A 26,049-nucleotide genomic window follows, 5' to 3' on the forward strand; every position below is an offset into this window, starting at 1 on the left:
ACGTGCCGCAACATTGCGGTCGGTCTTTTGCGCCTGGCTGGATGGGACAACATCGCTGCCGGGTTGCGGCACCATGCCCGCCATCCCGATCAGGCGCTCGCGCTGGCCTTGACCTCATGAAACCGACAATTCCGGGGCCCTGGGGAGAGCGCCCGTGCAGCAAACATCGCCGCAGGTGTCACCGCGGCGGGCACACTCGTCGACTCGAAGGACGTGAACTGATGGCGGGCAGTAACTGATGGCAGGCAGCGGAGTGGCGCACCTGCGAACCGATGACGACGTGGTGCTGAGCGTCCGGAACCTCACGGTGGAATACGCGGGGCGGGGGAGTGAGCGGGTCTTCGCGGTGTCTGATGTGAGCCTGGACGCCAAGCGGGGGGAAACGATCGGTCTGGTCGGCGAATCCGGATGCGGAAAATCGAGTGTCGCCAAGGCGATCATGCAGCTACCTGCGCCCACGTCGGGATCTGTGGTCGTCGACGGATCGGACATCGCCGGGCTCCGTCCATCCGCACTGCGCGGACACCGGCGGAAACTGCAGATGATCTTTCAGGACCCGATCTCCTCACTGAACCCGCTGCGCAAGGTCAAGGACATCATCGCGGAGGGGCTGAGGATCCAGGGAGACGTGAGCAAGGCCGACGTCGTCAAGCGGACCAGAGACATGATCGAACGGGTCGGGCTCGACCCCGAAACCGCCCCGGATCGCCGACCTCACGAGTTTTCCGGTGGCCAGTGCCAGCGGATCTCGATCGCCCGAGCGATGGTCCTGGACCCGGAGATCGTGATCTGCGACGAACCTGTGTCGGCTCTCGATGTCTCGGTACAGGCGCAGATCATCAACCTCCTCGCCGAGATGAAACAGCGTTACCGACTCACCATGGTGTTCATTGCGCACGATCTGGCGGTGGTGAAGAACGTGAGTGACCGCGTGGTCGTCATGTACCTCGGAAAGGTCTGTGAGGTCGCCGGTTCCGACGACCTGTTCACCGCACCTGTGCACCCCTACACTCGTGCGCTGATCGACTCGATCCCCGATCCGGATCCCGACGCGCAGTTGCCGTCGGCCGTCCTGAGCGGCGACCTACCGTCGCCGTCGAATCCACCGAGCGGATGCCGGTTCCGCACCAGGTGCCCGGCTGCGCAGGAGCGGTGTGCGGCCGAGGAACCGGAGATCCGTGAGCTGCGACCGGGACATTTCGCTGCATGCCACTTCCCCGTCGGAGTGGAGTGAGGAGCCCCGGCTCGGCTATCGCGCTGTCCAGCCACCGTCGACAACGATGGTCTGGCCCGTGACATAGCTTCCCGAGTCGCCGGCCAGCCATACGACGGCGCCTACGATGTCGTCGGGGGTGCCCTCTTTCGGGAGCGGGGTGTTGTGGCGCAGGTACTCGGTCGCGCGTTCGCTCTCGTAGAGGGGGCCTGTGATCTCGCTGCGGAAGAAGCCCGGCGCTACCGTGTTGACGCGGATCGAATGCCGTGCCCACTGCACGGCCAGTTCGGAAGTGAGGCCGGACAGTCCGAGTTTGCTTGCTGCATAGGAAGCCTGGGGGATTCCGGGGACGCCCACGCGGCCGCTGATCGACGAGATGTTGATGATCGCGCCTCGCCCGACGGTGCGCATGTGCGGGAATACGTCCTGGGCGAGTCGGAACGGGGCGAGCAGGTTGAGGTCCATGGTGCGCCGGATCGCGGCGAGCGGCTCGGCCTCGGCTCGCTCTTCGGTGAACATGCTGCCCGCACCGTTGACGAGGATCTCCGGTGGGCCGAGCAGTTCGGCCACGGCCGGTACGACGGTGTCGACCTGATCGAGATCCGACAGGTCGCACGCGACCGCGACACCCCCGATCCGCTCGGCGAGCTCCTCGAGCCGATCCTTCCGCCGGGCCACCACGGCAACCCTCGCGCCGAAGGACGCGAGCGTTTCGGCCACCGTCGCGCCGAGACCCGACGATGCGCCGGTCACGATCGCAACCCGGCCCTCGAGACCGAACATTCGTGCGGCGGTGTCGGGGTTCAGTGCCACAGGGGTCTCCTCGGATTCGAACTGCAAGACGAATTCTTGCAGTGTTGGGCGGCGGTGCAGGCCGATCGTCGGATCGCGTCGGAACGACCGGTCAGGACACGCCGGAACGTCGGTGCGCGTCGATCAACTCGGGAAGCCCGGCGCGCTGGATCTTGCCCATCGCGTTGACGGGTAGCGCATCGACCCGCGTCCAGACCTCCGGAACCTTGTACGGTGAGAGTTCCCGACTGCACAGTTCGGTGAGTGCCTCGAAATCGGGTTCCTCGACCGGGCTTTCGATCACCGCGGCGACCCGCTGTCCGAGTCGATCGTCGGGGATCGGATACACGGCGACCTTGGTGACGTCCGGGTGGGTGCCGATGACCCGCTCGACCTCGAGCGGGTACACGTTGGCGCTGCCCCGGATGATGACGAGCTTCTTGCGGTCCAGCACCGTCAGCCGGCCGTGCTCGTCGACCGTTCCGATATCGCCGGTGGCAACGGGGCCCGGTTCCGGTGGGCTGATGACGCCGTTCTCCAGGTATCCGAGCATGGGTGTCCACACGCGCGCCCACGGACCGTTGTTCGCCGCGGTCAGTTGCAGTTCACCCAGCTCACCCGGAGCGAGGCGCTGTCCCGCGTCATCGTAGGCTGCCACGTCGAGATGCGGTAGGACAGTTCCGCTCGAGCGCGGCTGCCCCTCGACACCCACGGGATCGATCGACACGACGGTAGGTGCCTCGGTCAGGCCGTAGGTGACGCGGGGTTCGAGATGATGTGCGTCGGCGAATGCACGGCGCAATTCATCCGGCGTGTCGCTGCCGCCGCTCCAAACCTCTTGCAGGGAGCCGAGGTCGAGGTCGGGGCGCGCGGCGAGATCATAGATCTGAGCGGGGGCTCCGTTCCACACGGTCACCTCACGTGTGGCGATCCATTCGGCGACGCCCTCGAGATCTCGCCGGTTCATGACGACGGCGCATCCGCCGGCCTGCGCGGTGAGCAGAGTGGACAGCACCATGAGGTTGAGGATCGTGAAGGGGAAGCTGTCGCCCTTACGCAGATCCGGGCCGTACCCACGGGTGGCGACGAGAACCGCGCCCGGAAGCAGGAGATTGCGCTGGCTGTGGACCACTGCCTTGGGCTTTCCGGACGTGCCGCTCGTGAAGGCGATTCCGGCGGGTGCATCGATGTCGAGGTCGAGTGCGGGTGTCTCGCCCCCGCGTGCGAGCAGTTCGGCCCACCTGTCCGGATCTATTCGGCCGGGAGTGCTGAGCTTGCAGTGTTCACCGGCGAGGACAACTGTCGGTGTGCTGAGGTCGTAGAGGTACTGCTGTTCGGCGGCGGGTAGGGCTTCGCCGATGCCGGCCCACACGGCTCCGATTCGTTGGGTGCCGTGGAAGGCTGCGACGATGTCCAGATCGTTGGGCAGGCACGCCGCGACCCGGTCTCCGGGGCGCACCCCGAGTGACCACAGGGCGCCGGCGGCCCGACGGGCCTGGTCGTCGAGGTCCGAGTACGACCAGGTTCCTGAGGCGGCGTCGACGGCGGGCGCATTCGGGCGCTCCGCGAGCGCGGCGTCGAGGACTCTGTCGATCGTTCCCGGGATGGCGGTGTTTTCGTCCACCCACCAGTCATACCACTATCCTTGTAAAGATTCATCTGATAGTTTGGCGCCCACCCGGACGGATGCGCATCCGGGACTTCCGACCCGACGCAGCGAGGTTTCGCCGATGAAACACCCAGGTCCCCTGTCCGGAGTGCGTGTCGTCGATCTCACGGCGATGGTGATGGGTCCGTACTGCACCCAGATCATGGCCGACATGGGAGCGGACGTCGTCAAGATCGAACCGCCGGCCGGCGACAACACTCGATACATTTCGGTCGGGCCGGAGCCGGGAATGGGTGGCGTGTTCGTCAATGTCAACCGGGGCAAGCGCAGCGTCGTCCTCGATCTTCGATCCGACGAGGGTGCAGCGGCCCTGCGCGAACTCATCGCCGATGCCGACGTGTTCATCCACTCGATGCGCGCTACCGCGATCGCGCACCTCGGATTCGGATACGACGAGGTGACGGCCCTGAACCCGTCGATCGTGTACACGAATTGCTACGGGTACGGACGCGGCGGCCCCGACTCGAATCTCACCGCATACGACGACACCATCCAGGCGGAATGCGGGCTGCCGTCCGTGCAGGAGCAGCTGACCGGCGAATCCGGCTACGTCGGAACCATCATTGCGGACAAAGTGGCCGGACTGACCGCCCTGTACGCCACCATGATGGCGCTGTTCCACCGTGAACGGGCAGGGGAGGGTCAAGAGGTCGAGGTCGCCATGTTCGAGACCATGGCGGCCTTCATGCTCGTCGAACACGGCAACGGGGCGATGTTCACGCCGCCATTGGGTCCCGCAGTGTATCCCCGAGTGGTGGCGCCCAACCGGAAGCCATACCGCACCAAGGACGGTCGGATCGCAGCGCTCGTCTACAACGACAAGCAGTGGAGCGCGTTCGTCGACGCTGTGAAACCATCCTGGGCCGGAGAACATTTCGCGACGCTTGCCCAGCGAGCCGAACGCATCGACGAGGTCTACCGGCTGCTCGGCGACACCTTCCTCGAACGCACGACACAGGAATGGCTCGATCTGCTGCGCTCCCATGACATTCCGGCGGCGCCCGTCCGAACACTCGACGAGCTGTTCGAGAACCCGCATCTCGAGGAAGTCGGCTTTTTCGAGGAGGTCGAATCGCCCTACGGCACAGTTAGATTCCCCGGGCCCCCGGCCTGGTTCTCGCGCACACCCGGCCGCATCTCGGGACCCGCGCCCAGGCTCGGTGCACATACCGACGAGATCGTCGACGACCTTTGTGCTCCCGCCTCGGTGCCGAATGCGAATGCCGAGCGCGACGCATGAACGTCCTGGCCACACCGGACATCGACCTCCGCGAGTTCCTGCGCCCCGGCGACCACATCGTCATCGGGCAGGCATGCGGCGAACCCACGACCCTCATCGAAGCCCTGGTCGCCCAGGGCAACGATATCGGCGACCTCACGGCGTTCGTCGCGACCAGCTTCTCCGGGATCTTCTCCCCGGAGACAGCAGGCAGCTTCAGGCTGTCGAGTATGGGCGCGATCGGCGCATTGCGGTCGATGACGAAGGCACATTGCCTCGACGTCATTCCGTGTCACGTCAGCCAGGTCGGGCCGATGATCGAGGCCGGCATCCTGGGATGCGACGTGGCCTTCGTCCAGGTGAGCGAAGCCGATGCCGACGGGAATCACAGCTACGGACTCATCAGCGACTACGTGCAGGCAGCGGTGGGCAAGGCTCGTGTCGTGGTCGCGGAAGTCAACGACCAGGTGCCGTTCACACAGGGCCTGATGCTGCCCGCGTCGAGGATCGACTACGCCGTGCACACTTCGCGCCCGCCGGTCGAGGTGCCACCGGCCCGGATCAGCGACGTCGACGCGGCCATCGCGCGACATGCCGCCGACTACATCGGCGACGGCTCCGTCATCCAGATGGGAGTCGGCGCGGTCCCCGACGCGCTGCTGCGACTGCTGGCAGACCGCAGGGACCTCGGCGTCCATTCGGGCATGCTCGGGGACGGCCTCGTCGATCTCGTCGAAGCGGGTGCGGTGACCAACGCGCGCAAGCGAATCGACCAGGGGGTGTCCATCACCGGAGCGCTCATCGGCACCCGGCGCCTCTACGATTTTGCGCACGACAACCCGCAGATCAGAATGTGCCCTACCTCGTATACACACGACGCGGCCGTGCTCGCGCAGTTGGAGCGGCTCGTCACCATCAACTCGGCGATGGAAGTGGATCTGACCGGGCAGGTCAACGCGGAGCAGAGCGGTGCTGCCTATCTCGGTGGGACGGGAGGCCAGGTCGATTTCGTGCGCGCGGGTTCCCGGTCGCCGGGTGGCCACGCCATCATCGCGTTGCCGGCTACCGCGAAGGGCGGCACGATCAGCCGTATCACCACGGCGCTGTCGGGGCCGGTCACCACCGCCCGCAGCGATGTCGACGTGATCGTCACCGAGTTCGGCGCGGCGGATCTTCGAGGCCGCTCGCTCGCCGAGCGGGCCCGGCGACTGATCTCCGTCGCCCACCCCGACTTCAGAGAAGACCTGGCGCGTGACGCCCACACGATCGAGCAGCGAGGATTCTGAGATGAACGACGCCGTACTGTTCGATGCCCGCAACGACGGTATCGCGATCATCACACTCAACCGTCCCGAGGCGCGGAACTGCCTCGCCAAGGATGTCCGCGAGGGCCTGTACGCCGCGTGGGAACGGTTCGAATCCGACCCCGCGCTGCGCGTCGGGATCCTCACCGGGGCGGGCGACAGGGCGTTCTGTGCCGGCGGCGATCTCAAGGAGATGGTGCAGACCGGGATGCGGGTGCCGCCCCGCGATCTGATTCCCGTGCCGTACGACAACGTCGAGCTGACCAAACCGACCATCGCGGCAGTCAACGGTGCCGCGTTCGCCGGCGGTTGGCTCATCGCCCAGTCCTGCGACCTGGCCGTCGCGAGCACGACCGCCACATTCGCGGTGACCGAGGTGAAGGTAGGGAGGAGCTCGCCGTGGGCGTCGCCCCTGATCCACATGATCCCGCAGCGGATCATGATGGAAATCCTGCTCACCGGCAAGCCCATCACGGCGCAGCGCGCCTACGAAATCGGGCTCGTCAACCGGATCGCGGAACCGTCCGCACTGCTCGACACCGCACTCGAACTCGCCCGCGAGATCCTCGCCGGAGCACCGTTGTCCGTCAAGGCGGCGCGGGAGACCGTGATGCTCGCGACGGAGATGGGCCGAACGGCTGCGCTGCAGGCCGCGCGGCACGCGTCCGAGTACTGCTACAACAGCGACGACGCCCAGGAAGGACCGAGGGCGTTCGCGGAGCGGCGTGCACCCGAGTGGTCGGGGCACTGACAATCAGGTCGGGTTGCTGACGGGAGAACCGTCCCGGTGACAACAACACCCGAGGTGCACGTGTGCACCTCGGGTGTTCGTGTGTGCGTCCTTCTCGGACGGGCCCCGCCGGTCTACCGCGGCTTGCGGCGCCTGACGATGTCGCGAACCAGGATGAAGACGATCGCGGCTGCGAAGCCGATCAGGTAAAGGTTCTCGACCCAGCCGCTGTGGTTGCCGATCATCATCAGCAGCAGGAACACTGCGAAGATCCAGCCCAGGGCGCGGAACAGCCGCGGAGCTTCACCGCTCCATCCCCACTCGGCCGACGGCACCTCGGCCGTGTCGACATGAGTGGACTGCAACTCGGTACCGGCCACCGTTGTTCCTCCTGCTCGCCAGATTCTGGTGTTGCCGCTAATCGTGACATACGACCGCCCGTCGTATGAAGCGGGGGCTGCACTCCGCGCGTCGGATTCGTCCCGGTCCGTCACCGCGGGGCGGAACACTCGGTGCATCAGCAACAATGTGTGGGTGGCCGACACAGAGAACTCTGACCGCACGCGGGTGCTGCTCCTGGGCAGCACCGGCTCCATCGGAACCCAGGCGCTCGAGGTGATCGCCGCGAATCCCGACAAGTTCGAGGTCGTCGGCCTCGCGGCCGGGGGCGGGAACATCGATCTGCTGCAGGAACAGATCCGCGCGACCGGTGTCACGGACGTCGCGGTCGCCGATCCCGCCGCGGCATCCCGGCTCGACCTCCCTGTTCGGAGTGGATCCGACTCAGTCACCCGGCTCGTGCAGGAAACCGAGGCTGACGTCGTCCTCAACGCATTGGTCGGTTCGCTCGGCCTCGAGCCGACCCTTGCGGCCCTCGCGACCGGTGCCCGGCTGGCATTGGCCAACAAGGAGTCGCTGGTCGCGGGTGGGGGATTGGTGACCGCGGCGGCAGCACCCGGGCAGATCGTCCCCGTGGACTCCGAACATTCCGCGCTCGCGCAGTGCCTGCGGGGCGGGACCGGCGACGAGGTCGCGCGGCTGGTGCTCACCGCATCGGGCGGACCGTTCCGCGGATGGACGGCCGCGCAGCTCGACTCCGTGACGCCCGACCAGGCGGGGGCGCACCCGACCTGGTCGATGGGACCGATGAACACGCTCAACTCGGCATCGCTCGTCAACAAGGGTCTCGAGCTCATCGAGACCCACCTGCTGTTCGGAATCGACTACGACCGCATCGACGTCACCGTGCACCCGCAATCGATCGTGCACTCGATGGTCACCTTCGTCGACGGCTCGACTCTCGCGCAGGCGTCCCCTCCGTCCATGAAACTGCCGATCGCGCTCGCCCTCGGATGGCCCGATCGGGTGCCCGGTGCGGCGCAGGCGCTCGACTTCGCGACGGCGTCCACATGGCACTTCGAACCCGTCGACAACGACGTCTTCCCTGCGATCGAACTCGCGCGTGCGGCCGGACGGGGTGGCGGTTGCCTGACTGCGGTGTACAACGCGGCCAACGAAGTGGCAGCCGAGGCATTCCTCGGCGGTGCGCTCTCGTTCCCGCGAATCGTCGGTACTGTGGACGCGGTGCTCAGCGACGCCGACGAGTGGTCGGCCGAACCCGCTACCGTTGACGATGTGCTCGCTGCCGACAGCTGGGCCCGTGAACGGGCCCGCACACTCGTCAAGTAGGAGGATCGGCCACACATGCTGTTCGTATTGGGCGTCGTGCTCTTCGCCCTCGGCATCGCCGTCTCCATCGCCTTGCACGAGGCCGGTCACATGTGGACCGCGCAGAAACTCGGGATGAAGGTCCGCCGCTACTACATCGGCTTCGGACCCCGTGTGTTCTCCTTCCGGCGCGGGGAGACCGAGTACGGCCTCAAGGCCATTCCCGCCGGTGGCTTCTGTGACATCGCCGGGATGACCGCGCTCGACGAACTCGAGCCCGACGAGTACGACCGCGCGATGTACAAGCAGAAGACCTGGAAACGCCTGGTCGTCATGTCCGGCGGTATCGCGATGAACTTCCTGCTCGGCATCGTGCTCATCTACGGGCTCGCCGTCACCGGGGGGCTTCCCAATACCGACAACCGCGCTGTGGTCGGGGCGCTGGACTGTGCCGCGCCGAGCCAGGACGGGCCACCGGACTACAAGCCTGCCGAGTGCTCGGGAACTGGTCCCGCTCAGCAGGCGGGCATCGAGGTCGGCGATGTGATCGTGGCAGTCGACGGCACCCCGGTCGAAACCTTCGGTGATCTGGTCACGGAGACACAGGCGCTGACGGGCACCGCCGAGTTCACCGTCGAACGCGGCGACGAGACCCTCACCCTTCCGGTCACGGTGGAGCCGGTTCAGCGCTGGGTGATCGACCGTACCGACCCGGACGCAGAACCCGTGTCGAAGGAAGTCGGCGCGATCGGTGTCGGGGGCGAGCCGACGGTCCTCGAGTACACTCCGCTGTCGGCGGTGCCCGCCACCTTCGAGTTCACCGGTTTCCTTGCCGCGCGCACCGCCGAGGCGCTGGTGTCGCTGCCGAGCAAGGTCGCAGACCTGTGGACTGCGGTGACCGGCGGAGAACGCTCCATCGACACTCCCGTGAGCGTCGTCGGTGCCAGTGTCATCGGCGGCCAGTTCGCCGAACGCGGAATCTGGGAGTCGTTCGTGCTGCTGCTCGCGCAGCTGAACTTCTTCCTCGGCGCGTTCAACCTCGTGCCCCTGCTCCCTCTCGACGGTGGGCACATGGCCGTCGCGATCTACGAGAAGATCCGCAACTGGGTCCGCGGTCTGCGCGGCAAGCCGGTGGGCGCGCCCGTCGACTACATGAAACTGCTCCCGTTGACCTATGTCGCTGTCGTCATCGGCGGTGCATTCATGGTGCTCACTCTCACAGCAGACATCGTCAACCCCATCCAGCTGTTCTGATCTGCGCCGGTAGAATCGCGCAGTAGCTACGAAAGAAGGCGAACTGTGACCAGCCCCGTTGGATTGGGCATGCCCGAGATTCCAGCCGTCCTCGCACCGAGGCGTAAGACCCGGCAGCTCATGGTCGGCGGTGTGGGTGTCGGAAGCGACCATCCCATCTCGGTGCAGTCGATGTGCACCACCAAAACGCATGACATCAACGCAACCCTGCAGCAGATCGCAGAGCTCACCGCTGCAGGATGCGACATGGTCCGCGTCGCGTGCCCGCGTCAGGAAGACGCCGATGCGCTGTCCGCGATCGCGAAGAAGAGCCAGATCCCGGTCATCGCCGATATTCACTTCCAGCCCCGCTACATCTTCGCGGCCATCGATGCCGGGTGCGCGGCGGTCCGCGTCAACCCGGGCAACATCAAGGAGTTCGACGGCCGCGTCAAGGAGGTTGCAAAAGCGGCAGGCGACGCAGGCATCCCGATCCGCATCGGTGTCAACGCGGGGTCCCTCGACCCGCGGATCATGGCCAAGTACGGCAAGGCCACACCCGAGGCCCTCGTCGAATCGGCGATGTGGGAGGCGGGTCTGTTCGAGGAACACGGCTTCGGAGACATTAAGATCTCCGTCAAGCACAACGATCCCGTCGTCATGGTCGAGGCCTACCGGCAACTCGCCGCCCAGTCCGACTACCCGCTCCACCTCGGTGTCACCGAGGCGGGCCCGGCATTCCAGGGCACTATCAAGTCGGCCGTCGCATTCGGTGCGTTGCTGTCGCAGGGTATCGGCGACACGATCCGGGTGTCGTTGTCCGCCCCGCCCGCCGAAGAGATCAAGGTCGGCGGCCAGATCCTGCAGTCGCTGAACCTCAGACCACGCAAACTCGAGATTGTTTCGTGCCCGTCGTGCGGTCGCGCGCAGGTCGACGTCTACAAGCTCGCGGACGAAGTCACCGCCGGACTCGAAGGGATGGAGGTCCCGTTGCGTGTCGCGGTGATGGGTTGCGTCGTGAACGGTCCCGGCGAAGCCCGCGAAGCCGACCTCGGTGTCGCCTCCGGAAACGGCAAGGGCCAGATCTTCGTCAAGGGCAAGGTCATCAAGACCGTGCCGGAAGCTCAGATCGTCGAAACGCTCATCGAAGAAGCGATGCGTATCGCGGAGGAGATGGAAGGCGCAGGAGCGGGCTCCCCGACCGTGTCCATCTCCTGATACGGATGGGGCGCTCGAGACGTCTGTGGCGTACTCGGATCCGTGGATCGGGACACGATTTCCCCGACGGCGTGACACGTGGCACTCTGATTCCGTATCGGCTTGTCGACGGGTGGTGAGCGAGTGCTCAAGCTTCTTGGTGTCCGGTCGTTGGGAGGCCGCGACACGGCCGCGGTGCAACGGGTGCTCGCCCGCGACCCCGTGGCGTCGTGCATGGTGGCGGGGCGTGTCGAGGAGTACGGCCTCGACCACCGCTCGTTCGGCGGGGAAATATGGAGCCGCGGCGGTCCCGACCAATCGTTGTGTTTCTCCGGCGCAAATCTGATTCCGCTCCTGGGCGACCCGGACGACATCCACGCCTTCGCCGAGCGGGCCGCCCGCGGACCACGGCTGTGCTCCTCCGTGGTGGGGCGCGCTGAGTACGCACTGCCGATGTGGGAGCTGTTGGAATCGACGTGGGGACCGCCGCGTGAAGTGCGGGCGGAGCAACCGCTGCTCGTGCTCGACCGCGAACCCCTCATCCAACCCGACTCGCGCGTTCGGCGAGTCCGGCCGGAAGAACTCGACCGGTATCTGCCCGCGGCGATCTCCATGTTCATCGAGGAAGTCGGCGTCGATCCGCGGGCAGGCGACGGGGGAGCAAGCTACCGGCGTCGTGTCGCGAGTCTCATTGCCGCCGGACGCGCGTGGGCGCGATTCGAAGGCGGCCGTGTCGTGTTCAAGGCAGAGGTCGGGTCGGTGTCGTCGGCCGTGGGGCAGATCCAGGGTGTGTGGGTGGAGCCGGAGATGCGCGGGCAAGGCCTCGGTACCGCAGGCACCGCCGCGGTGGCTGTTGCGGTCACCGCGAGCGGTCGTCTCCCGAGCCTGTACGTCAACAGTTTCAACGTCAGGGCGCGAGCCGCTTACGCGCGTGCGGGGTTCCGCCAGGTTGCGACATTGTCCACGGTCCTCCTGGACTGAGGTGGCGCCTGAGCCGAATTCGGCTCCTGAGCCCTTACGATGGCGGCGATGAGACCTCGATCCGCTCCGTCGTGCCGTGCCGCGGGGAGATCCGCGGCCGCCGTCACGGCGCTGCTGATGCTCCTCGGGCTCGTCGCAGCCTGTACCCCGCGCGCCGCGGGCCCGGAACCGGCGGCCCAACTGTTCTTGAACGCCTTTGCCGAGCAGGATTTCGCGGCGGCGGCCACCCGCACCGACCGACCGGACGATGCCGAGAGCTCGCTCGTCGAGGTCTGGGACGGACTGCAGGCGGAGTCGCTCACGGCAACCACTACGGGAGCCCGGCTCGACGGTGACTCTGCCGTGGTCGACTACAGCTACGAATGGCGCCTTCCCAAGGAACGAGTGTGGCAGTACACCGGACAGCTGCACATGGGTCGCAGCGGCGAGGACTGGGTGGTGCGCTGGTCGAAATCCGTCGTGCACCCGCAGCTCGGTGATCGTCAGACGATGTACCTCAGGAGTGATCCTGCACCCCGGGCGCGGGTCAATGAGCACGCAGGAAGCGACGTGCTCGTGCCGGGCATCGTGTACGGCATCGCGTTCGACGGGTCCCGGAGCCCCGATATTCCGGCTGCGGCGCGCTCGCTGTCGGCGGCGATCTCTCGGTTCGACCAGTCCTTGACTGCCCAGTCGATCGCCGAGTCGGTCACGGCAGCCGACGGACCGCGTGCGGTCGTGCGTCTTCGCGAAGATGACTACGAGCTCGTCGCCGACGCGCTCGCGGCCATTCCCGGTGTTGTCGTCACCGAGCAGGCAGACATGGTCACGACCGATCGGACCTTCGCGCCCGACCTGATCGGTCAGGTCAAGAAGACCGTCATCGACCAGGTCGACGGCACTGCCGGCTGGAGCGTGGTGCTCGTCAACCAGTACGGCGTCGAAACCGGTGTCCTCACGGAGACTGCGCCGCAGCCGGTGCCGTCGTTCTCGATCAGTCTCGACCGCCCGATCCAGGTGGCTGCCCAGGCTGCGGTGGACGGTCGTACCGAGCAGGCGATGATGGTCGTCCTCGAGGCATCGACGGGAGCCGTGCTCGCGGTTGCGCAGAACAAGGCGGCCGACAAGGACGGTCCGGTTGCGCTCATGGGTCAGTATCCACCCGGATCCACATTCAAGATCATCACATCGGGCGCTGCGATCGCGAGCGGACTCGCGACCCCGGAATCGATGGTGCCGTGCCCCGGCCGCATCACGATCGGCGAGCGGAGCGTTCCCAACTACAACGAATTCGCGCTCGGCACGGTCTCGATGGCCACTGCATTCGCGCGCTCGTGCAACACCACATTCGCCAAGCTCGCGTCCGAGATGCAGCCCGATGCACTCACTGTCGCCGCGGCGCAGTTCGGCATCGGCGTCGGCCACGACGTGGTGGGCATGCCGACCGACTCGGGATCCGTACCTCCCGCAGAAGATCTCGTCGAGCGGACCGAGGACGGTTTCGGGCAGGGCAAGGTGGTCGTCAGCCCGTTCGGGATGGCACTCGCTGCGGCGACGGTTGCGAGTGGGCGGACCCCGATCCCGTATCTCATCGAGGGTCGGGACACCGCGGTGGAAGGCGAGGCGCCACCGATCTCACCCGAGGTGGTCGACGGACTGCGGGGCATGATGCGACTGGTCATCACCAGTGGTACCGCCGATCGGATCCGTGATCAGGGCGACGTCTACGGCAAGACGGGCGAAGCCGAGGTCGAGGGTGGGTCGCACTCGTGGTTCGTCGGATATCGGGGCGACCTCGCCTTCGCGACGCTCGTGGTTCGGGGAGGAAGCTCGGACAACGCGGTGGGCGTCACCCGCGACATGTTTGCTGCACTGCCACCCGAGTATCGGGAGGACGGGGCGTGATTCGCACCCGCAACACCGTCAGGGCAGCAGACCCAGTTTTCTCGCGACGATTACTGCCTCGTGGCGGGAATTCACATCCAGTTTGTTCATGGCGCTACGCAGGTAACTCTTGACGGTCTCGGATCCCACCGCCAAGCGCCGGGCGATCTCGGCGTTGGTGCAGCCCAACGCCACATACGACAGGACATCCGTCTCACGCGCAGACAGCGTGACCACGGTGTCCGACGACGACTTGCCGACGAGCGCCGACGCGAGACGATCGGACAGGCCCCTGAGTTGCTGCTGGAGTCCGGCGTCGTCGACATTCCGCGCCAGCGCGCGCAATTCGGCGTGGATCTCCCGCACCTCGGTACCCGCGATGGGTTTCTTCGTGTCGGAGCAGAGGTAGCCGAGCATCGCGACCCGCCGATCCACTTCGTCGCGCACGGTGATCTCGCTCGCAAGCCTGGTCGCGGCGTGGACGAAGGCGCTCACGACGCGATCGCCGAAGCGGCTTCGCTCGCGCACCGCGCCGTACAACACGGCCCGGGCAGCGCCGCCGACCACCACCGGTACCGCCAGGATCGAGCGCAACCCCTCACTGAGCACCGGACGGTCGAAATGATGGGTGATCGACGAGGCGCTTGCGTAATCGGCGACGGTTACCGGACGTGCCTCGTCGAGTGCACGGCCACCGAGTCCTGCGCGCGGCGGTACGACGACCCCCGACAGACCGTTCGTCCGCGTGCCGAGAAACTCGCTCAGGTGCAGGTGGCCGTTCTTCACCTCGCCGGCGAAGACAACGGGGACCTGTGCCTGCGAGGCAGTTCGGCGCAGTTCGCTCCGTAGCGCGTCGCCGTCTCGGGGACGAAGCAGGGAGGAAGCAGTGGACACTGTCGGCCACCCCTTTCCGGGGGTATCGGGAGGGTTCTGTGACAGGAATCATAAATGTGTCAGGGTCGAGTGGGCCCGGGCCCTATGCCGATGCGCGACGAGAGGACGGACCGATGGCCGACACAGCAGCCCGTGTGCAGGAACTTCTGGACCGATACGCCACAGCCGACGCCACCGCTGCCCGCTTGTTGTGCGACGACCACCCGGCCGATGCGGTGGCGTTCACGGTGATCGACGCCGATCTCGCATCGGTCGACTTGACCTACGGCGACCTGTCCGAGCGGTCGGCGCGATTCGCGGCGGCGCTTGCTGATCTCGGTGTGGAACCGGGCGATCATGTCGCCACCTTGATGGGAAAGTCCGCGGACCTCGTGGTTGCGTTGCTCGGCATCTGGCGTCGCGGTGCCGTGCACGTACCGCTGTTCACGGCGTTCGCACCGCCCGCCATCGCCTTCCGGCTCGGCGCGAGCGGCGCGAAGGTCGTCGTCGCGGACGGTGATCAGATGGGCAAGCTCGCTCCCGGCGACGACATCCCTCACGATGCCCCGTGGCAGGTGATCGTCGCCGGTGACGGGGACGGTGTCGGTCTGGACTTCGCCGAGCTCGTCGAATCCCATTCCGCACACGATCCGCGAGGTGAGGCGGTGGCGGTGGGTGGCGAGGGGGGCCTCGTCCAGCTCTTCACATCGGGCACCACCGGCACTCCCAAAGGCGTGCCGGTGCCGGTCAAGGCCCTGGCATCGTTCCACGCCTACCTCGAATTCGGTCTCGACGTCCGTGAGGACGACGTGTTCTGGAACGCGGCCGATCCGGGTTGGGCGTACGGGCTGTACTACGCACTCCTCGGGCCCTTGGCTGCGGGTCGGCGGAGCCTGCTGCTGCACGCCGGATTCTCCCCGGCCCTGACCTGGCAGGTACTCGACACCTTCGGCGTCACCAACTTCGCGGCAGCACCGACTGTGTATCGATCGTTGCGAGCCGACTCGGCACCGCATACCAGGATCCGCCTGCGCCGGGCATCGTCGGCGGGGGAACCGCTCACTCCCGACGTGCTCGCCTGGTCGCGTGAGGAACTCGGCGTGGTGGTGCGCGATCAGTACGGTCAGACCGAGCACGGCATGTTCGTCGTCGACGCGTGGGCCGACGGGCTCCGCGAAGATGTGCCGGAGCGTTCGATGGGAAAGCCGTTGCCGGGATGGACCTGCGCGGTGTTGCGCGACGACAACGACGATATCGCCGCACCCGGCGAGCTCGGCCGGGTTGCGATCGACGTCGAGAAGAGCCCCCTGGTGTGGTTCACCGGTTACGTCGATGCACCGGAGAAGACTGCGACTCGATTCACCGATGATGGGCGCTGGTACCTGACCGGCGATGCCGGAAAGATCGACGAGAACGGCTTCTACTTCTTCTCCTCGCGCGACGACGACGTCATCATCATGGCCGGCTACCGCATCGGACCGTTCGACGTCGAATCCGTGCTCGTGATGCATCCGGACGTCGTCGAGGCGGCGGTCGTCGGACTACCCGACGAGTTGCGCGGTGAGGTGCTCGAGGCCTTCGTGGTGCTTCGTGACGGTGTCGACGGCGACGATGCACTCGAAGCGGACCTGCAGCGGCTCGTGAAGACGAAATTCGCGGCACACGCCTATCCGCGAGTTGTCCATTTCGTCCCTCACCTGCCCAAGACTCCGAGCGGCAAGGTACAGCGGTTCCTCTTGCGGCAGGGAAGTAAATCGTGATCGGCGAGAGACGGTTCGTGGACCGGCGAGCGAGGGTGTGCGGGGCGCGAGCCCGTGGCGGGGTCGGGGGCGACTAACCTGGAACGCATGTCTACCCGTGCCCCGCTCGTCCCAGGAACCCCGACCCCCATCCGCGAGGTCCCCAAGTCCATCGAGCGCCCTGAGTACGTCTGGAAGCCCACGGCGAACGAAGGCAACGAGCCGTGGGTGCAGACTCCGGAGACGATCGAGAAGATGCGCGTTGCATCGAAGATCGCGGCGCAGGCGCTCGTCGAGGCAGGCAAGGCGGTCGCCCCCGGCGTGACGACCGATGAGATCGATCGCATCGCACACGAATTCATGTGCGATCACGGCTCCTACCCGTCCGACCTGGGTTACCGAGGGTTCTCGAAGTCGGTCTGCGTGTCGCTCAACGAGGTGATCTGCCACGGAATTCCGGACACCACCGTGATCGAGGACGGCGACATCGTCAACATCGACGTGACCGCCTACATCCACGGTGTGCATGGCGACACCAACGCCACCTTCCTCGCGGGAGACGTGTCCGAGGAGGCGCGACTGCTCGTCGAGCGCACGCGTGAGGCGACGATGCGCGCGATCAAGGCGGTCAAGCCTGGCCGGGCGCTCAACGTCATCGGCCGGGTGATCGAGTCGTACGCCAACCGGTTCGGATACGGCGTGGTGCGCGACTTCACCGGCCACGGCATCGGAGAGACATTCCACAACGGGTTGGTGATCCTGCACTACGATCGCCCCGACATCGACACGATCATCGAGCCGGGCATGGTGTTCACGATCGAGCCGATGATCAACCTCGGCACCCCGGACTACGAGATCTGGGACGACGGCTGGACCGTGGTCACCAAGGACCGCAAGTGGAGCGCCCAGTTCGAGCACACGCTCGTCGTCACCGAGACCGGTAGCGAGATCCTCACACTGCCCTGAGTGGAGCGGCCGTCGCGAATCGAGCTTGCGAATCCCGCAGTGAAGGTTCGGCCCCGTCGGTCGATGTGAGATCGAGGTGAGATCGGTCGGACTGTTCCGCACACGTGCAGTCGATCAGGAAACGAGTCGGGCGGGTGCGATGCCGGATGCGGGATGCTCCGGCGTGTAGCGTTTGCGCGCATGGAAACCAGGACGGTGAGCGCCCCAGGGGGGAGCGTTCGGGTGTATGTCGGGGGGCCCGACAGTCGGCATACAGTGCTGTTGCTTCCCGACGCGGGAGAGTCTGCACAGGTGTACGACGTCGTATGCGAGCGTCTGCACAACTCGGATCTTCGTACGATCGTCGTCGACGACATCACCGGTCTCGGCCCGGCCGACGTGTTCGCGATCCTCGACGACCTGACTCTGCCGTGGGTGCATCTGGTGGGCAGCGGTGCCGGCGCCGAACTCGCGTGGGCGGTCGCGGCAGGCCGGTTCGGCCGGTTCGCGAGTCTCGTCGTCGCCGAACGCGGGCACCCGGCTGTCGCAGCCGCCGACGGCACCGTGCGAGATGAGTCGGCACCGGCCGCGGAGGTCCCGACGACCATCGTGATCGGGAGCGCCGCGCGGCGGGCGGAGGCGGAGGGCTCGATGCGTTACGTCACCGGCGAGTTTCGCGTTGTCGAACTCGACGGTGTCGAGAACATCCCGGCGCACGCACCGGCAGACTTCGCGTCGGCGATCGCGCTGCGCACCGGAAGCTGGTAGACGAAACGACGCCACCTCCCGGGTTCCGAAGAACCGAGAGGTGGCGTTCGCCGGACCGGTCGGAGACCGAGCCGATCAGAGACCGAGGAGGGCGTTCTCGACGAGCTCGGGCAGCGCCGGATGGATCCAGTACTGGCCGGAGGCCATTTCCTGTGCTTTCAGCCCGAAGCTCATCGCCTGGATCAGCGGCTGGATCACGGTCGACGCCTGCGCCCCGATGATGTGCGCCCCGAGCAGCAGTCCGGTGGACCGATCGGCGATCAGCTTGCAGAAGCCTTCGGTGTCCTCCATCGCCCAGCCGTACGCGACATCCCCGTAGTTCTGGACCTTGACCGAGATGTCGTATCCCTCGGAACGGGCCTGTTCCTCGGTCAGTCCGACGGTCGCGATCTGCGGATCGGTGAAGACCGCCGCCGGCACGAAGCGGTGATCGGCGCGTCGCAGTCCGGATGTGTCGTCGCTCCACGCGTCGTGGAGGAGGTTGTGCTGCACCACCCGGGCTTCGTGGTTTGCGACATGCTTGAGCTGGTACGACGACGACACGTCTCCGAGAGCGAACACACCGCGCGCGGTGGTGCGCTGGAACTCGTCGACGACGATGCGGCCCTCGTCGTCCAGCTCGATCCCTGCCTTCGCTACATCGAGCAGGTCCCCATTGGGCTCGCGGCCGGTCGCTACCAACAGTGCGTCCCCGGACACCACGGTGCCGTCTCCGAGTTCCACCTCGACTCCGTCGCCGACGGGCCGGAACCGGCGTGCAGGAGCGGTCAGATGCACGTCCCATTTCTCGCGGGCCAGCGACGTGAAGCGCTCGGATACCTCGGTGTCGAGATGACGAAGTAGTGCGCCGCTGCGCGCGATCACCGACACTCGGGTGCCGAGTGCCGAGAACACATGTGCAAACTCCATGGCAATGAATCCGGTACCGAGAATCACCAACGACTCGGGGAGCTTCGACAGACGCATGATGTTGTCGCTCGTGTAGTAACGCACGCCGCTGTCGAGAACGCTGTGGGGGACCGCCGCCCGTGAGCCCGCGGCCACGACCACCTGGTCGGCCGTGATGGTCTCGCCGGTTCCCGTGTCGATGGTGCGTTCACCGGTGAACCGGGCATGCCCGTCGTACACGGTGACGTTGTCGCAGTCCTCACGGCGGTAGCGCTCGCCGCCCGCAGCGATCGGATCGATGCGCCCGAACACTCGATCGACGATGTCGTTCCACCGCACCCCGTCGATCGAGGCATCGATGCCGTACTTGCCCGCGGTGCGCACAGTCCGTGCAACCTCGGCGGCGTAGACGTACATCTTGGTCGGGATGCACCCGACGTTGAGACAGGTACCGCCGAAGGTGCCCTCTTCGAGGAGCGCGACGCGCTTGTCGTCGTAGCGTCCGTCGATGAGCGAGTTACCCGATCCGGTGCCGATGATCGCGAGGTCGTAGTGGGTCACGCATGCTCTCCCGTGGTTCGTTGCCGGGCGCCGTCTGCCCGGGCGCCGGTCTCGTCGCCGGTCCTGTGACCGTCCAACCATTCCAGCCACAAGTCCAATTCCCGGAACGCCTCACCAAGGGGTCCGGGTGTGGAAAGGAACACATCGTGGCGAGCGCCGTCGATGGGCACGATCGTCGTGCGGTTGCCGAGGCACCCCGCCCACCGGGCGATCTGCCGGACGTCGAGCACTGCGTCGACGGTGTCGATCGCCGGGTCGTACTTCGGTGCCGAACCACTCCTACCCGAACGCAGGACGAGCGAGGGCACCCCGATATCGAGGCCATGGTGCAGCTGCGCATGCCCGTGTCGGATTGCGCGGATCCATCCGAACCTGATCGGAAACCCGGCCAGCGGCTTCCAATCGAGGTCATAGGTCCAGCCGCCCTGCTGGAGGCTCGCCCCGTAGGTGTCGAGCTTCGGCCCGGGTATCGCGTCTTTGGGCCGGAGCCGGCCGATGAGATCGACCGCTGCTGTGCCGATATTGCGCAGGTAGGACGGTCCCTGCAGGTCGAACCACGGACTGTTGAGAATCAGACCCATCACTCCGGCCCCGTGAGCCCCGCCGGGACGCCGCTCGAGACGGTCGAGCCACAGCGGCAGCACGAGACCGCCGGTGGAGTGGGCGGCGAGCAGTACATTCCCGGTCGTGTCGTCACCACCGGTCTCCTCGCGCACGAGACGCAGGGCCTGATCGAGTTCGGAGTCGTAGAACCTCAGATCGGTGACGAAGTGGGGAGTGTGCCCATGACCGCGCGAACGACCGCATTTTCGCAGGTCCAGGGCGTAGAATCGATAGCCCCGTGCGGCGAAGTGCTCGGCCAGGTGCTGTTGGAAGAAGTAGTCGGTGAAACCGTGGACGTAGAGAACCGCACGATCGGGAAGATCGAAGTCGTCCGGCTGGTACCGAACGACTGTCGCACTGATCTGGCCTTCCCCGTCCGGGTCGGTGCCCAGAGGTAAACTGAGCTGCTGGTATCCATCGCCGAGAATGTCGGGCTGCCAAGTTGTCACTATCACACTGTATTGGTGACCGAGGTAGGCGGAAGTGGGTACACAATTGGGTGAAGTGAAACGCCGGTCAACATCCGGGTAACCTGTTCGTCGCAGTCGGCACGATCGTGGTGATCTCGGTATACGAGAGCGTCCATGTCCGTGTACGGGACACTCACGCGGGCGGACCACCACCGCGGCGGCGCGTGCGAACAGACAAGGAAGTCGATTTCCCAGTGTCAGAGAACGTAGAGGCGAAGACCGATGTAGTGCTCGTAGGCGCGGGCATTATGAGCGCGACCCTCGGAGCGCTGCTCCGTCAGCTGCAGCCGGAGTGGTCCATCACGGCATTCGAGCGGCTCGACGCCGCCGCCGCGGAGAGCAGCGACCCGTGGAACAACGCCGGTACCGGGCACTCCGCCCTGTGTGAGCTGAACTACACCCCTGCCAAGCCCGACGGCTCGGTCGACATCACCAAAGCGATCAACGTCAACGAGCAGTTCCAGGTTTCGCGCCAGTTCTGGGCTTACGCGATCGACAAGGGAATCCTGTCGGACCCGAAGAACTTCATCAACCCGATTCCGCATGTCAGCTTCGTCCACGGCGCCGACAACGTGAAGTACCTGCGCGCCCGCTACGACGCTCTCGCCGGACACCCGCTCTTCGCCGGTATGGAGTACTCCGAGAGCCCCGAATGGTTCTCCGAGCGCCTGCCGCTCATGGCCGAGGGCCGCGACTTCTCCGACCCGGTCGCACTGAACTGGACCGAGACCGGCACCGACGTCGACTTCGGTGCGCTCACCAAGCAGCTCGTCAACAGCGTGGCTGCGTCCGGTGGCACCGTGTTCTTCGGCCACGAGGTCACCAACCTCTCCAAGCAGTCCGACGGCAGCTGGATCGTCAAGGTTCGCAATCGCCGGACCGGTGACACCCGCAAGGTTCACGCAAAGTTCGTGTTCGTCGGTGCGGGCGGCGGAGCGCTGCACCTGCTTCAGAAGTCGGGCATTGCCGAAGCCAAGGGCTTCGGCGGATTCCCGGTGTCGGGGGCCTTCCTGCGTTGCACCAACCCCGACGTCATCGCTCGGCACAGCGCCAAGGTCTACGGCAAGGCCGCTGTCGGCGCGCCCCCCATGTCGGTGCCCCACCTCGACACCCGAGTGATCAACGGTGAGCAGGGCCTGCTCTTCGGTCCGTACGCCGGTTGGTCACCGAAGTTCCTCAAGCAGGGCGGCGTGATGGATCTGCCCAAGTCGGTCAAGCCCAACAACCTCATGTCGATGCTCGGTGTGGGCATGACGGAGCTCGGTCTCGTCAAATACCTCGTCAGCGAGCTCAGTCAGTCGCCCGCCGACCGCATCGTGACACTGTCCGAGTTCGCCCCGGAAGCCCGCCTCGAGGACTGGGAGCTCATCGTCGCCGGTCAGCGGGTGCAGGTCATCCGCCGTAAGGGTGCGGGTGGGGTACTCGAATTCGGTACCGCAGTGGTCAACGCAGCCGACGGGACCATCGCGGGCCTTCTCGGTGCGTCGCCCGGAGCGTCCACCGCCGTCCCTGCGATGCTCGATGTACTCGAGCGGTGCTTCCCGCAGCAGTGGGCGGGCTGGCAGTCGAAGCTGAAGGAAATGGTGCCCTCGCTGGGCGTCAAGCTGTCCGACAACCCGGCCCTGTTCGAGCAGATGTGGGACTGGAGCACCAGGTCTCTCGAACTCGACGTTGCATCCGACCCGGTGCCGACCGCTCCGGTCGAAGCTGCTGTCTGACCCTCGCATACATCGTCACAGGCCGGTCCGCACCCAGTGGGGAGCGGACCGGCCTGTGTTCACACCGGACCGGAAAGTGGGGACCACCGAGTGCCAACCGAGAACGCCGACGAGACGAATTATCTCGTCGGCCTGAATCTGTCCGGACGCCGCGTCGTCGTGGTGGGAGGTGGTTCCGTCGCCCAGCGCAGACTCGGGTTGCTCGCCTCGTCGGGTGCGGACATCCACGTGGTGGCGCGTGCCGCGACGCCGGTGATCGAGAGCTTCGCGGCAAAGGGCCGGATCACCCTCGAACTCCGTGACTATGTCGACGGTGACCTCGACGGCGCATGGTACGCAATGGCGTGCACTGACGAACCCGGCACCAACGCCGCGATCGTCGAGGAAGCCGAACGACGCAGGGTGTTCTGTGTTCGCGCCGACAATGCGCGCGCGGGAAGTGCAGTGACGCCGGCAACGGCACAGCACGACGGACTGGCCATCGGTGTGTTGGCGGGAGGCGATCACCGGCGTTCCGCCTCCGTGCGCACCTCGATTCTCGATGCACTTGCGGGTTCGGGAGTCCTCGGGATCTCCGACCCCGGTGACAAACCGGTCGGTGTGGCGCTCGTCGGAGGCGGCCCAGGCGATCCGGATCTGATCACCGTCCGCGGCCGCCGACTGCTCGCGCAGGCCGATGTCGTCGTCGCCGACCATCTGGCACCGCAGCCGCTCCTCGCCGAACTCGCCCCGCACGTCGAGGTGATCGACGCCGCGAAGCTGCCCTACGGACGGGCGATGGCGCAGCAGGCCATCAACGACATCCTCGTCGACCGCGCGAAGGCCGGGAAGTTCGTGGTGCGGCTCAAGGGCGGCGATCCGTATGTGTTCGGTCGCGGCTTCGAGGAGCTCGAAGCGTGCGCAGAGGCGGGCGTGCCGGTAACGGTCGTGCCGGGCATCACCAGCGCGATTTCGGTGCCGTCAGCGGCCGGTATCCCGGTCACCCATCGCGGCGTGACACACGAGTTCGTGGTGGTCAGCGGTCATGTCGCACCCGGCCATCCGGATTCGCTGACCGATTGGGATGCGCTCGCGAAACTTCGGGGAACCCTCGTGCTGCTGATGGCTGTCGCGCGCATCGGGCAGTTCGCCGACGCTCTCATGGCCGGGGGACGTCCCTCCGACACTCCAGTGGCCGTCGTGCAGGAAGGAACTTTGCGCAGCCAGCGAGTTCTCCGCGCCGACCTCGCGACAGTCGCTGCACGCGTCGACGAGGAGGACATCCGCCCGCCCGCGATCATCGTGATCGGCCCGGTTGCCGGATTCACGACGGAAGGTGCGTGACGTGACCGACACGTCGAAACAGATGACCACCCGCGCGGTCGCCATCGCGATGCTCGTCCTGAGCGGACTCCAGCTCATGGTGGTGCTCGACGGCACCGTCGCGAACCTCGCGCTCGCACCGTTGCAGTCCGAATTCGGAATGTCCGACTCCGGTCGCAACTGGGTCCTCACCGCGTACGCATTGGCCTTCGGTGGCCTGATGCTGCTCGGCGGGCGCCTCGGCGACAGTTACGGTCGCAAGAAGATGTTCATCGCCGGCGTCTCGATCTTCACACTCGCTTCGCTGTTGTGCGGCATCGCGAGCAACGACGTGATGCTCATCGGCTCGCGAGCCCTGCAGGGTGTGGGCGCAGCCGTCGCATCACCCACCGCGCTCGCACTGGTGGCGACGACATTCGCGGCGGGCCCCGCGCGCAACCGGGCGATAGCGGTGTTCGCGGCGATGACAGGTGTCGGATCCATCGCGGGTCTGATCCTCGGCGGCGCGCTCACCCAGGTGTCGTGGCGATGGATCTTCCTGATCAACGTGCCGATCGGTGTGCTCATCGTGGTGCTCGCGGTGATCTCGCTCCGGGAGACCGCGGGTGAGCGGCTCGCCCTCGACGTACCCGGGGCGATTCTCGCGACGCTGGGATGCACAGGGCTGGTGTTCGCCTTGACCGAGGGGCCCAGTTTGGGGTGGGGCAGTTACGCGGTGATCGGCGCACTCGTTGCCGGTGTCGTGCTGCTCGGAGCATTCCTGCTGGTCGAGCGTCGCGCCGAGAATCCGCTTCTGCCGTTCGTGTTGTTCCGCAACAAGGACCGTGTTGCGGTGTTCGTATCGATTTTCTTCGCGGGCGCGGTGATGTTCAGTCTTGCCGCATTCGTTGCCCTGTTCGTGCAGGACGTGCTCGGCTACACCCCGCTTCAGGCCGGCCTCGCGTTCGTTCCATTCGCCTTCGGGCTCGGTGGGGCTGCTGCGGTGGCGTCGAAACTGGTTGCGCGGATCCAGCCGCGCTGGCTGGTCGTCACGGGCACGGCCATCGTGGCTGTGAGCCTGGTGTACGGGTCGGGGATGAGTCAGGACGTCGCGTACTTTCCGACCCTGTTCATCCTCGTGCTCGTCGTCGGGTTCGGTGTCGGACTTTCTTCGGTGCCGCTGCCGTTGTGCGCGATCGCCGGTGTGGGCTCGCACGAGATCGGGCCACTGTCGGCGATCGCGCAGGTCGCCCAGACGCTTGGTGGTCCCGTGGGGCTCGGCATCATCGGTTCGCTCGCGACGTCCAGGGCGTTGTCGCTCGGCGGCACATCCGGCCCGGTCACCGCTATGACGGACGCGCAGCTCGCGGCCCAAGGAGAGGGCTACCTGTTCGCTCTCTTCGGCTGCGCGGTGTGCGCGGTCATAGCGGGTATCGCGGCGCTGTTCATCCGGTTCACTCCTGAACAGGTCGCACAGGCACAGGAAGCCGAGAAGACAGCCCAGACGATCTGAGGTCTCGGCACATACGCGACCCTGCCCCTTCAGGAGCGGGGTCGCTGCGCGTCAGGTCAAGACGATCAATTCGGTCGGCGACGCGACCTCGACCCGCAACCCTGCCTTCGACGCGACCCGTGCCACGCCTTTGATGTCCGTCGGCTCGGCGCGTGTGAGCACCAATGCTCTCGCAAGCAGACCCTTGTGATGCTTGTTGAAGTGGCTGACCACTTTGCGGGTGCCGTCGGGTTGCTCGGTGAGCACCGTGGCGGTCACGGCACCGGGTATCGGACCGAGCTGCTGATAGACGCCCGATCGCAGATCGACCATGAGATCGCCGTCCGCCTCCGCCACGAGTGTGTCGGACAACTCCGGTCGCCACAGTGCCGCGAGTGTCCCGAAACCGGGCAGTTTCGATCCCCCCGACAGTCGGTAGGCGGGCACCGGGTCGGCCGCACGGATCGCCCCGAAGAGCGCGGATCCGATGCCCAGTCGCCGATAGGCCTTGTCACGCTGTGCCCTTGTGAAGGCACCGGCGTCGAGTGCGTCGAACAACACTCCCGTGTAGCGGAAGAGCGCGGGCGTGGTCGGGGAGACCCACAGTTTTGCGTTCCGCTCGACCTCGTCGAACTGGGTGGCACCCAATCCGAGGGCACGGGCCGACGCCTCCGGATCCGCTGCGAGGTCGACGAGGGCATTGACGAGGAGTTCGCGTGTCTCGGTCAGTTGCGGCATCGACAGGTCCCCGAGATCGAGTGGGGCGCCGTCGCCGCCCTCGGACTTCGTCTCGGACGGGGGGAGAAGTACCAGCACAAACGACAACCGTACCGATCGGGTCG

General features: G+C 66.2%; 22 protein-coding genes. 15 read left to right on the forward strand and 7 right to left on the reverse strand.

From position 1 onward, the window contains the following. Window positions 1-238 precede the first annotated feature (238 nt). Window positions 239-1,234, forward strand: a complete 996-nt coding sequence (locus MWU77_RS14925; RefSeq protein WP_169688692.1) for an ABC transporter ATP-binding protein — start codon at window positions 239-241, stop codon at window positions 1,232-1,234. A 15-nt stretch (window positions 1,235-1,249) separates the two neighbouring features. On the opposite strand, the gene MWU77_RS14930 is transcribed toward MWU77_RS14925, so the two are convergent. Together MWU77_RS14930 and MWU77_RS14935 are read right to left on the reverse strand one after the other, a co-directional pair. Further along, the gene (locus tag MWU77_RS14930; RefSeq protein ID WP_247274141.1) at window positions 1,250-2,026 is read right to left on the reverse strand and encodes an SDR family NAD(P)-dependent oxidoreductase; all 777 of its coding nucleotides are present in this window, start codon (window positions 2,024-2,026) and stop codon (window positions 1,250-1,252) included. Between the two features lie 91 nt (window positions 2,027-2,117). Then, window positions 2,118-3,629 (reverse strand): class I adenylate-forming enzyme family protein, encoded by a 1,512-nt coding sequence (locus tag MWU77_RS14935; RefSeq protein ID WP_247274142.1) that lies wholly within the window; start codon window positions 3,627-3,629, stop codon window positions 2,118-2,120. Window positions 3,630-3,735: 106 nt separating this feature from the next. On the opposite strand from MWU77_RS14935, the gene MWU77_RS14940 reads away from it, so the two are divergent. Genes MWU77_RS14940 through MWU77_RS14950 form a run of 3 tightly spaced genes read left to right on the forward strand, consistent with a single transcriptional unit; the run spans window position 3,736 to window position 6,948 of the window. Further along, entirely contained in the window at window positions 3,736-4,914 is a 1,179-nt protein-coding gene (locus MWU77_RS14940) for a CaiB/BaiF CoA-transferase family protein (protein ID WP_247274143.1), read from the forward strand. Beyond that, window positions 4,911-6,179 carry an acetyl-CoA hydrolase/transferase family protein gene (locus MWU77_RS14945; protein ID WP_247274144.1) on the forward strand — a complete coding sequence of 423 codons (1,269 nt, stop codon included), beginning with the start codon at window positions 4,911-4,913 and terminating at the stop codon, window positions 6,177-6,179. The genes MWU77_RS14940 and MWU77_RS14945 overlap by 4 nt, the downstream gene beginning before the upstream one ends. Window position 6,180: 1 nt before the next feature. Continuing rightward, the gene (locus MWU77_RS14950; RefSeq protein WP_169688695.1) at window positions 6,181-6,948 is read left to right on the forward strand and encodes an enoyl-CoA hydratase/isomerase family protein; all 768 of its coding nucleotides are present in this window, start codon (window positions 6,181-6,183) and stop codon (window positions 6,946-6,948) included. A gap of 113 nt (window positions 6,949-7,061) precedes the next feature. Here the strand turns inward: MWU77_RS14950 and MWU77_RS14955 are convergent, their stop codons facing one another. Continuing rightward, window positions 7,062-7,307, reverse strand: coding sequence for a DUF2631 domain-containing protein (locus MWU77_RS14955; RefSeq protein WP_247274145.1), 246 nt, complete (start codon window positions 7,305-7,307; stop codon window positions 7,062-7,064). Window positions 7,308-7,461: 154 nt separating this feature from the next. On the opposite strand from MWU77_RS14955, the gene dxr reads away from it, so the two are divergent. The 5 genes from dxr to MWU77_RS14980 all read left to right on the forward strand — a co-directional run bounded on the left by dxr (window position 7,462) and on the right by MWU77_RS14980 (window position 13,890). Further along, the gene (gene dxr / locus MWU77_RS14960; RefSeq protein ID WP_247274146.1) at window positions 7,462-8,616 is read left to right on the forward strand and encodes a 1-deoxy-D-xylulose-5-phosphate reductoisomerase; all 1,155 of its coding nucleotides are present in this window, start codon (window positions 7,462-7,464) and stop codon (window positions 8,614-8,616) included. 15 nt (window positions 8,617-8,631) lie between these two features. Beyond that, complete coding sequence (locus MWU77_RS14965; protein ID WP_247274147.1) at window positions 8,632-9,849, forward strand: RIP metalloprotease; 1,218 nt, start codon at window positions 8,632-8,634, stop codon at window positions 9,847-9,849. Window positions 9,850-9,894: 45 nt separating this feature from the next. Next, on the forward strand, window positions 9,895-11,046 hold the full coding sequence (gene ispG, locus MWU77_RS14970; protein ID WP_169688699.1) for a flavodoxin-dependent (E)-4-hydroxy-3-methylbut-2-enyl-diphosphate synthase: 1,152 nt from the start codon (window positions 9,895-9,897) through the stop codon (window positions 11,044-11,046). Between the two features lie 123 nt (window positions 11,047-11,169). Beyond that, window positions 11,170-12,006 carry a GNAT family N-acetyltransferase gene (locus tag MWU77_RS14975; RefSeq protein ID WP_169688700.1) on the forward strand — a complete coding sequence of 279 codons (837 nt, stop codon included), beginning with the start codon at window positions 11,170-11,172 and terminating at the stop codon, window positions 12,004-12,006. Window positions 12,007-12,123: 117 nt separating this feature from the next. Next, window positions 12,124-13,890: a penicillin-binding transpeptidase domain-containing protein gene (locus MWU77_RS14980; RefSeq protein WP_374229885.1), complete on the forward strand. Its 1,767-nt coding sequence runs from the start codon at window positions 12,124-12,126 to the stop codon at window positions 13,888-13,890. An 18-nt stretch (window positions 13,891-13,908) separates the two neighbouring features. Here the strand turns inward: MWU77_RS14980 and MWU77_RS14985 are convergent, their stop codons facing one another. Next, the gene (locus tag MWU77_RS14985; protein ID WP_247274148.1) at window positions 13,909-14,763 is read right to left on the reverse strand and encodes a LuxR C-terminal-related transcriptional regulator; all 855 of its coding nucleotides are present in this window, start codon (window positions 14,761-14,763) and stop codon (window positions 13,909-13,911) included. A gap of 113 nt (window positions 14,764-14,876) precedes the next feature. Between MWU77_RS14985 and MWU77_RS14990 the strand changes: the two genes are divergently transcribed. The 3 genes from MWU77_RS14990 (at window position 14,877) to MWU77_RS15000 (ending at window position 18,194) form a co-directional block, all read left to right on the forward strand. Further along, window positions 14,877-16,502 carry an AMP-binding protein gene (locus tag MWU77_RS14990; protein ID WP_169688703.1) on the forward strand — a complete coding sequence of 542 codons (1,626 nt, stop codon included), beginning with the start codon at window positions 14,877-14,879 and terminating at the stop codon, window positions 16,500-16,502. 87 nt (window positions 16,503-16,589) lie between these two features. Continuing rightward, window positions 16,590-17,447 (forward strand): type I methionyl aminopeptidase, encoded by an 858-nt coding sequence (map, locus tag MWU77_RS14995; protein ID WP_169688704.1) that lies wholly within the window; start codon window positions 16,590-16,592, stop codon window positions 17,445-17,447. A 180-nt stretch (window positions 17,448-17,627) separates the two neighbouring features. After that, a complete protein-coding gene (locus MWU77_RS15000) occupies window positions 17,628-18,194 on the forward strand; it encodes an alpha/beta fold hydrolase (RefSeq protein WP_206040023.1) in 567 nt (188 codons plus the stop codon). A gap of 75 nt (window positions 18,195-18,269) precedes the next feature. Here the strand turns inward: MWU77_RS15000 and mtr are convergent, their stop codons facing one another. Both mtr and MWU77_RS15010 read right to left on the reverse strand, forming a co-directional pair. Then, window positions 18,270-19,643 (reverse strand): mycothione reductase, encoded by a 1,374-nt coding sequence (gene mtr, locus MWU77_RS15005; protein WP_247274149.1) that lies wholly within the window; start codon window positions 19,641-19,643, stop codon window positions 18,270-18,272. Beyond that, window positions 19,640-20,695 (reverse strand): alpha/beta hydrolase, encoded by a 1,056-nt coding sequence (locus MWU77_RS15010; protein ID WP_169688706.1) that lies wholly within the window; start codon window positions 20,693-20,695, stop codon window positions 19,640-19,642. The genes mtr and MWU77_RS15010 overlap by 4 nt, the downstream gene beginning before the upstream one ends. 215 nt (window positions 20,696-20,910) lie before the next feature. Here MWU77_RS15010 and mqo point away from each other — a divergent pair, with 215 nt between their 5' ends. The 3 genes from mqo to MWU77_RS15025 all read left to right on the forward strand — a co-directional run bounded on the left by mqo (window position 20,911) and on the right by MWU77_RS15025 (window position 25,228). Continuing rightward, window positions 20,911-22,434 carry a malate dehydrogenase (quinone) gene (gene mqo / locus MWU77_RS15015; RefSeq protein WP_169688707.1) on the forward strand — a complete coding sequence of 508 codons (1,524 nt, stop codon included), beginning with the start codon at window positions 20,911-20,913 and terminating at the stop codon, window positions 22,432-22,434. A 90-nt stretch (window positions 22,435-22,524) separates the two neighbouring features. Continuing rightward, complete coding sequence (gene cobA / locus MWU77_RS15020) at window positions 22,525-23,757, forward strand: uroporphyrinogen-III C-methyltransferase (protein WP_247274150.1); 1,233 nt, start codon at window positions 22,525-22,527, stop codon at window positions 23,755-23,757. A gap of 22 nt (window positions 23,758-23,779) precedes the next feature. Beyond that, a complete protein-coding gene (locus MWU77_RS15025) occupies window positions 23,780-25,228 on the forward strand; it encodes an MFS transporter (RefSeq protein WP_247274204.1) in 1,449 nt (482 codons plus the stop codon). A gap of 51 nt (window positions 25,229-25,279) precedes the next feature. Here MWU77_RS15025 and yaaA read toward each other — a convergent pair whose 3' ends face one another. Next, a complete protein-coding gene (gene yaaA / locus MWU77_RS15030) occupies window positions 25,280-26,023 on the reverse strand; it encodes a peroxide stress protein YaaA (protein WP_169688709.1) in 744 nt (247 codons plus the stop codon). Window positions 26,024-26,049: the final 26 nt, after the last annotated feature.

The organism is Rhodococcus sp. F64268, assembly GCF_023015605.1.
Classification (GTDB): Bacteria; Actinomycetota; Actinomycetes; order Mycobacteriales; family Mycobacteriaceae; genus Rhodococcus.